This window comes from Acinetobacter sp. AOR01_HL (assembly GCF_027855455.1).
Taxonomy (GTDB): domain Bacteria; phylum Pseudomonadota; class Gammaproteobacteria; order Pseudomonadales; family Moraxellaceae; genus Acinetobacter; species Acinetobacter baumannii.
This window is the reverse complement of the sequence record NZ_JAKTIM010000051.1, coordinates 233,001-241,516: the sequence shown is the minus strand read 5'-3', so window position 1 is coordinate 241,516 and position 8,516 is coordinate 233,001. Positions and strand designations below refer to the sequence as shown.

Here is an 8,516-nt window from a genome sequence, read left to right as displayed (position 1 = left end):
GGGACTGTTCTAAATTTTGTGTAAGTACTTAATTTTCATTTATCCTTCAGAGGATAATTACAAAAGGTACTTCACATGGATGAAGCAACAATCAAAAGTATGGCTGCCGAATTGGCTAAAGGTCTAAAAACACCAGAAGACTTAAACCAAATGACAGCAGTCTTTAAAAAATTCATGATTGAAACTGCACTCAATACTGAACTTTCAGACCATCTCGGTTATGAAAAGCATCAGCCCAAGAAAGGCTCAAATAGCCGTAATGGGTTTAGTTCTAAAACCATTACAACTCAAGATGGACAACTGGCTTTAGATATTCCCCGTGATCGAGAAGGTTCATTTGAGCCACAAATTATCAAAAAGCACCAAACACGCATCACCAGTATGGATGACCAAATCCTCTCACTGTATGCAAAAGGAATGACTAATAGGGAAATTGTAGCCTTCTTCAAAGAAATGTACGATGCCGATGTGTCAGCATCTCTCATCAGCAAAGTTACCGATGCTGTGATTGAGCAAGTGACTGAGTGGCAAAATAGAGCCTTAGATAGCCTTTATCCTGTTGTCTATCTTGACTGTATTGTTGTCAAAGTCCGTCAGCACTCCAATGTGATTAACAAGTCCGTATACCTTGCTTTAGGCATCAATATGGATGGGCAAAAAGAATTACTGGGTATGTGGATTGCTCAGACAGAAGGTGCCAAATTCTGGCTGTCAGTCATGACAGAGCTAAAAAATCGAGGAGTACAGGACATTCTTGTTGCCTGTGTAGATGGATTAAAAGGCTTCCCTGACGCGATAGCCTCTGTTTACCCTCATACTGATATTCAACTGTGTATCGTGCATGTTGTACGCAATAGCCTGAGATTTGTAAGCTGGAAAGACTACAAAGCTGTTACGTCGGGTCTGAAAGCGATTTATCAGGCAAGTACAGAGGAAAATGCTTTAAAATCCCTAGACATCTTCTGTGATCAATGGAATCACCAGTATCCCAAAATTGGAGAATCCTGGCGGGCCAATTGGGAAAATATCCGAACGATCTTTAGCTATCCAGCCGAAATACGTCATGCAATTTATACAACAAATGCGATTGAGTCGTTGAATAGCGTAATACGCCATTCAACGAAGAAAAGGAAAATCTTTTCATCTGATGACTCAGTAAAGAAGGTCATTTACTTAGCAACATCAAATGCTGCGAAGAAATGGACGATGCCAATTCAAAATTGGCGTTTAGCAATGAATTGGTTTACGATTCAGTTCGATGATCGATTAAAAGATCATTTATAAAAAATGGAACTTACACAAAATAATTTACAGGCTCATCGCTAGAGCTTATAAGTCAAATGTCGTCGTACATTATTTCATTAAGCGGTTTTATCGCTATTACCCAGAACGCTACTTAGATAACGGATTTCAATTAACTCCTAACGATGCAGCTGATTGGCTATTAAAGGGATTTAAACAGGTTCAGAAAGAGACTGCCATTCCTTTCAAGAAGGTAATAAAAGATAAACTTGTATCTGGAGTTAAAGTAGACTCTAAGACCAAAGAAGTCAGTATCGACCCAAGTAAAGCTGCAAACTTCTTCGCTAAATATTTTTCTGTGAATGACCGTAATGCTAAAAAACCTGCATCACGCTATTTAGAATTTACGGGAATTGCTTACGAAAATTATCAATTCCTTGCAATCGCTAAGTATCAGCAACCTTATTTAAAACCTCTAGAAGAGTTCCAATTAGGGGAGCGAATCTTTAACCCTGTTACAGGTGTTTTGATCTCAGGGCCTAAATCTCCGTTTAAGATTATCACTCCTTCTGATCAGCCAGACTATTTCGACGAAGTAGAGGATGAAGATGAAATCGAAGGTGAAGGTGAAGGTGAAGGTGAAGGTGAAGGATTAGATCAGGTAGCATAATGCTTGATTCGATCTGTTTAGGAAGTGTCAGGGTCATCTATTTGATGACCCTGACCTTTTTCCTACATCTAAGCATCTTGCTAGTCTACTCCAGTGTTGCTCACTAGCAGCGCTGTTAGTTGTAGCAAAAAAGATGATGTAGGAGTGAGGGGGAAAATTTGAGCCTTTCCTTTTTGCTGAGTTTTTTGTTTATTTTCTTCGGCTTTATCCACTGATGAGGTGGTATTTTGCTTTTTTTACTATTTTTTTCTTTGGCGCACGATCCATACCCTCCCCCAGAGGAGAGAAGAATAATCCTGTTTTCTTCTACTTTAAGCCCTTTTCACAAATTAATGGGCATCTTTGTGAAGTGTTATCCTTAAAGGGACTATTAATGTTCTATATCAAAAATATTATTAGTAAGAGAAAAGCATACATACATTTAATACAATATTAGAGTGGAATCTCTCTATATAAATTAACGTTTAGGATAAGATCGCTTGTGTTTACACACATGCTCCCAAGCACCTAAACGATAGCGTTTATAAGCTCGTACATTGACTAATTTCTTGGTCATGTCTTAACTCCCTATCTAATTACGTTAGTTAAAGGAACTAACACCCATTTAAGCCCTTGCTTTGTTATGGGGAAGATTTAGAGAGATTCCATTGCATAATATACATTAAATATATATATTTTCAACTCATTGTTTTAACAAGATATAAGATTACTTATGCATATAAACAGCCTTAAAATAAACAACTTCAAAGGATTCTCTGAAGAGAGTAATTTTTTAACTTTTAATATTCCAAATGGTGAAAAAGGAAGTGGTCTAAATATTTTTATTGGAGAAAATAACAGCGGGAAATCCACCGTATTAGAGGCTATTGATTTCATTAGAAATAGTACCAAAAAGAACTTGGAAATAATTCATCATAAAAAGATAACTGGAGATTTCGCAGAAGAAGCTACAGTTGAATTAGAATTCACTGGAGCCGTAATTAATATCATCGAAACCTTTGCCCAAGAGAATAAAGCAGAACCATTCAAACAAGTAGTCTATCAATGTACTGAAGGAAAATCTTATTTCAAAATTTCAAGATCAACCTCTGATATTAGAACACTCAAAACATTCAATAAAGATAGCGGTATATTCACTAATACTGGTGGACTTGATGGAACAATAAAAAAGCTCTTTGAAACTAATTTTATCTGGGCTGATACTAATCCTAATGATGAAGCTTCTTTCGGAACATCAACCTTATGCGGAACACTACTAAAGGAAATCGCAGCAGAACACACCAAAACTGAAGAGTTTATTGATTTTTCAAAGAAATTTAATGATGTATTTAACTCTCATTCCTCAGAACTACGAAAGAAGATTTCTAAAATTGAAAACAGATTGAATTCTATTTTTACTAATCAGTTTGGTAGTGCCTCTTTAAATTTCCAATTTGATTTCCCTAAAATTGAATCTTTTTTTAAAGGATCATCCATACACATTAATGATGGAATAGAAGTAAGAATGGATGAGAAGGGTAATGGAATGCAGCGTTCTGTTGCTTTAGCTTTACTTCAAATTTATGCAGAAGAAATTGCATTCGATCAAGATAAACAATCAACCAGACCATTCTATTTATTCATTGATGAACCAGAAATATGTTTGCACCCAATGGGACAAATGAAGTTATGTGAAGCACTTATGGAGTTATCCAAGCATAAACAGATATTCGTCACAACACATTCTCCTTATTTTCTTAACTCACCATCATTAAAGAATGTGGGAATTTTTATATTTAAAAAAGAGGACCATAAAAATATAATCTCAAAAGCTAATATGGATTATTTATTCCCATGGAGCCCTACATGGGGAGAGATTAACTATAAAGCTTATAATTTGCCAACCGTTGATTTACATAATGAGTTATATGGGTATTTACAGGAAAAGTCCCAAAGCTATTCAGAAAATACATTTGAGTCATGGTTAAATAGTCAAGGATGCCCAACGAGTAAAACATGGATTCGAGATAGAAATGGAACAGCTTTACCACCTAAATCTGTAACATTAATGACTTTTATTAGAAATCATATTCACCATCCCGAAAATACTTTCATGCATTCTAATACCTTTGATTCAAGTGATTTAGCGACATCAATACAAGAAATGATCAAAATTATTAAAACTAATGGGTTTTAAAGACTATAGGACTATTCTGATGCCTAACTAATGAAAGAGGTAACATACAGTTTCATTTCATCTAATCACTTCTTCAACATTTGATTTTCTTGGAATTGCCATTCAGTCTTGATTGTATATGTCAGGTCATCTATTTGATGGCCCTGACCTTTTTCCTACATCTAAGCATCTGGCTAGTGTCTAGTCTAGTGATGCTCACTAGCAGCGCTGTTAGCTGTAGCAAAAAAGATGATGTAGGAGTGAGGGGGGAAATCTGAGCCTTTTCTTTTTGCTGAGTTTTTTGTTTGTTTTCTTCGGCTTTATCCGTTGGCAAGGTGGTGTTTTGTTTTTTTATTATTTTTTCTGTGAAGCACCATTACCCCTCCCAAAATGCAAGTGGTATGGGTTATCTGTCAATTTCAATTCTGCCTTTAGTTTTTAAGGTACAAATACATCTTTCATATAACGAATTAGTTACTTTCAGTATGATAGCAGCAAACCAACAATGTCAGAAAGAATACTAGAATTACTATCTCTTTGGTTTTTGATTTATTTTGACTTGTTATTCTGCATAAAACTAAAATAGCTAAAATAATAAGAAAAAATAATGCCAGCTCCTTAGTGAAGCTAACATTATTCCATGCTCTATATTTGCTGAACTTAACATCTCTTTAAACAATTAATTCAGAAGAAGCTTTTTAAGTTCTTTCTCTGTTTTATACAAATGCTCATGAAAATCAGACCATTCAGACATAGTTTCATAATCATAACTACCATCCTCTAAGACAGGTAATTCTATTTCTAAATCAGCCATAGTTTGTAGAGAGGCTCTAAAATCTCTATTTAACCCCATATCATTACCAGCCTGCTTTATCATTTGAGCTAGATATCTAGGTTCAATTCCCTCAACTAAAATTTCCACTTGCCCACAATGATCTGTAATTGAATAAACTTCTCCAGGAGCAACACCCACAGAATCGAAATCACTATCAATACTCCATAAAGCGCCACCATACAGTAAATTCCCTGCATTTGCTTCTTCTACAAATCCAAATGTTTTTCTGACATTAGCACTAAATAAAGGAATACCCGTTTGTTTTTGATAAATATCTTTTTTTAGTACTCGTTTCCCAATTCTAAGTTCAAAAATTTCCTCTTGACCTAATTTTACCTTTTTAAACTTTTTAACAGTTTTTGGTAATGGGTAACTCGCTTGTTCTTTTTGCCATTTAACAATAAGAGATTCTAAACTTTCCATTTTTCGGTCTAAGCTTTTTTTTGCTGTAACAGGATCTTCATCTTCTGTTAATAAACCTAGCTCCTGAGCTACTGATTTATCCCAATAATGACGAATATTTATCGACTTACTTTGATATAAATTGATAGACTGTGTAATAACAGCCCTACGCACGTTGGGATCTATAGGAGCGCCTACAGAATGCAACTTATATGCAGTTATTAAATCTTCTAGATCATTTTCAGCAATAGGTAATCTTCTAGCATCTCTACTTTCACCTATTTCACTTACAGCGAAGAGCAATACATTTTCTTTTTCTAACTTTTTCTTTAGTGCTTCAGGGGATAGCTGCACAGGTCTTTTCTTTAAATGTGCAACTACTACTCTCTTTGGCGTATTAAAGAACGTTCTTTCTGGTAATAAAGCTAGAAGATCTAATTCACAATTTTGATAAACCCAATCACGTAATACTTTATCAGTAGTTCTCATAAAAAACGTCTCAGGTAACAATACCCAAGCATCCCCATTTGGTTTCAATGCCTGCACTATAAATTGAACAAATAATCCTTCGACTCCACTATATTTACGAGCAAAATACTCTTTTCTCACAGGTGAATTATTTATCAACTTTCCAATATCAGCAGATCCTGAAACAACATAAGGCGGATTACTTATTATTAAATCATACTTATCTTTAGATAAATCATCTAAAGCACCCAAGGAGGTATCTGATCTACAGTTAAAGACTTCATTGAGCCACTTTGCAAATGCTGGTACACGACTTGGTTGATCAGCTAATAAATCACCACAATGCACTAAAGCATTTGCTTTCGCTAAAATAGCTGTTTTTGGAACAATTTCTAAAGCTTTCCACTTATGAATAGGCTCCATTTGATCATCTGATAAAACCCATTGTCCTTGTAAATCCCTTGCCATTTGCTCAAGAATAAAGCCACCCACGCCACTAGCTGGATCACAAATTTCTCTTCCATGTGAAAGGCGCCCCACTTGAGCCATATCATATATAGCGCCTACAATTTTCCTCGGAGTAAAAAATTGTCCAAAAGTTGTTGTTGTATCACTTTCCTGTAAAAAAGATTCATACAATTTAGTTTTAAACTCTGGATCTGTATTTTTTAAGGACCCAAATTTAATAAATTTCTTCAACAACTCATGAAAAATATAGTTATGATCTTTATTCGTAGGTTGAAAAACAATACCATTAATAATACTTAATCCATCTTCTCCCTCTGGGAAAAGGTGCTTTATATATGGACGTATATTTTTCATATAATATTGAAAACAATACTCTTTATCTAAGGATAAAAGATAATCAATCGAAACATCAGTTCCTATATGATCCCTCTGCATTAAATTCAGATCGTTCAAGAACTTATATACAAACAACTCTACAAATGTAGCTAAACAGTCCTCTGGTCTATCGGCCTTTAAACGCCAAATTGTTTGCCATACTGATTTAGCTAGAGCATGCGGATTTACATTTGTAGGGCTTTTCACTACTCCTGAATCAGGATCATAGTTATTCACTATATATGTAAACTCCGATACAAAAGTTTTATCATTAAAATCAATTTTTACTGGTAAAGCTTTATTATCATCTCTGGTAATTAATTTGACCTCATCAAATCCACCAGCAATCCAATAAGTTGTTGCACCATCTGTCAAATAACCAATTTTTGTATCCGTAGGATTAAGTTTTGACTCCAAAAGATCCTTTGATAGTTTTTTCCAGTTTCTATTTGTAATTCTTCCTGTCGACTTATCCTCGCCAATAGCTATTGTTCTCAAAAAAGGAGTTCGACTAATAATTATTGCATCACATTTTTGGGTGCGCCATTTTCCAAAATCCTTTTTTGATAAAATTCCATGCTCAGAAAACTGGTTTAACGTAGTTAACTGTGTTTGAAACAGCTCAAAATCACCAATTTTTTTCCCAATATTAAGAGGATAGCGATGTTGAAGTTCTTCGGAAGGCATACTAAATCAATATAAATCAAAATTTCCCCTTATAGTAGAACAATAAGAGAAAATCCTGAACAAAAAATAATTTTTATTTAATGTAAATTATCTATAAATTTCTTGAATGTATATTGACTCTGATAACAATTATTTTCTTAGGTGAATAACTGTGAGAAAAGAGCGACTACTTATGCAAAAAATAGCGTAGGAATAGCAGCCTATTGTGTCTGTTATTCAATGTGATTGCTTGAGACTTTTGACTAACCTTGCAACTATTCATACATCACATTATCTATTTGATCAGCCTTAATTTTTCCTACATCTAAGCATCTTGCTAGTGTCTAGTCTAGTGGTGTTCACTAGCAGCGCTGTTAGCTGCAGGAAAAAAAGATGATGTAGGAGTCAGGGGGAAAATTTGAGGCTTTTGTTGTTTGTTGAGCTTTTTTTTGTTTTCTTCCACTTTATGCATTTCGTAGGTGGTGTTTTGCTTTTTTACTATTCTTCAGTTGAGGGGAGATAAAGTCTCAAGACCCTCCTATGGCAAATGAATAGGTTTAGCATACGGTACTGTCTCATTCATCTTAGAAGTTCCTTACTCCAGCCAAGGTCCACTGCGGTACTCTCTGAAAAGTGTTAGTTTTCTGCAAGTTTCTGTTTACGGTCCATCAATGGTATACCCCAAAAGATATGGTCTTGTAATGGTCTATTGGTCAGTATGCTTGTTACTTTTCTTGTACTTAGCCATCATCATTTTGCAGGAGATTTTGTCCTCCATCCACCTCCTTCCTTAACTTTCAATACCTTAGCAAAAATATAACGGTCTAATTGATTTTATTGAATTTCCCATCAACTCTTAGACTCAACTCATTGTTTTTAATATAAAAAATATAGGCGTTTGTTCGTACTTGTAATCAGTAGGTCCACAGTTCGAATCCGTGTGCCGGCACCATCATTAAACCTCATGAATATTTAATTTATGGGGTTTTTTGTTGCCTGTAGGTTTTGGAATAGACCTTTTGACTGTGCTGCCTTAGGTGGTAAAGAAATTCTTTAATAAGAAATGAAAAAAGCCCAACATCCTGTTGGGCTTTTTTCGTATTTCGTTACTAGGCATACATCCTGTAGTACCTCACGTCCTGGTGCTTAAACTTATTATTGTTGTTTTACGTTTTGGAACTTCCTGTTCCTGATGAGTTCATCATAGGCAATTCATGAGGTCATAGAAAGACGTC

Annotated in this window: 4 protein-coding genes; 3 read left to right on the top strand and 1 reads right to left on the bottom strand. The window is 35.0% G+C overall.

Annotation, left to right across the window (positions count from 1 at the left end):
* The first annotated feature begins 75 nt into the window (after nt 1-75).
* From MKL62_RS16475 to MKL62_RS16465, 3 genes are all read left to right on the top strand, one after another.
* Nucleotides 76-1,284 (top strand): IS256-like element ISAba26 family transposase, encoded by a 1,209-nt coding sequence (locus tag MKL62_RS16475; RefSeq protein ID WP_000343018.1) that lies wholly within the window; start codon nt 76-78, stop codon nt 1,282-1,284.
* Nucleotides 1,285-1,600: 316 nt separating this feature from the next.
* Nucleotides 1,601-1,912, top strand: coding sequence for a hypothetical protein (locus MKL62_RS16470; RefSeq protein WP_270899794.1), 312 nt, complete (start codon nt 1,601-1,603; stop codon nt 1,910-1,912).
* A 712-nt stretch (nt 1,913-2,624) separates the two neighbouring features.
* Nucleotides 2,625-4,088 (top strand): ATP-dependent nuclease, encoded by a 1,464-nt coding sequence (locus MKL62_RS16465; protein WP_005066920.1) that lies wholly within the window; start codon nt 2,625-2,627, stop codon nt 4,086-4,088.
* 658 nt (nt 4,089-4,746) lie between these two features.
* Here MKL62_RS16465 and MKL62_RS16460 read toward each other — a convergent pair.
* Nucleotides 4,747-7,302 carry an N-6 DNA methylase gene (locus MKL62_RS16460; protein ID WP_005066918.1) on the bottom strand — a complete coding sequence of 852 codons (2,556 nt, stop codon included), beginning with the start codon at nt 7,300-7,302 and terminating at the stop codon, nt 4,747-4,749.
* Nucleotides 7,303-8,516: the final 1,214 nt, after the last annotated feature.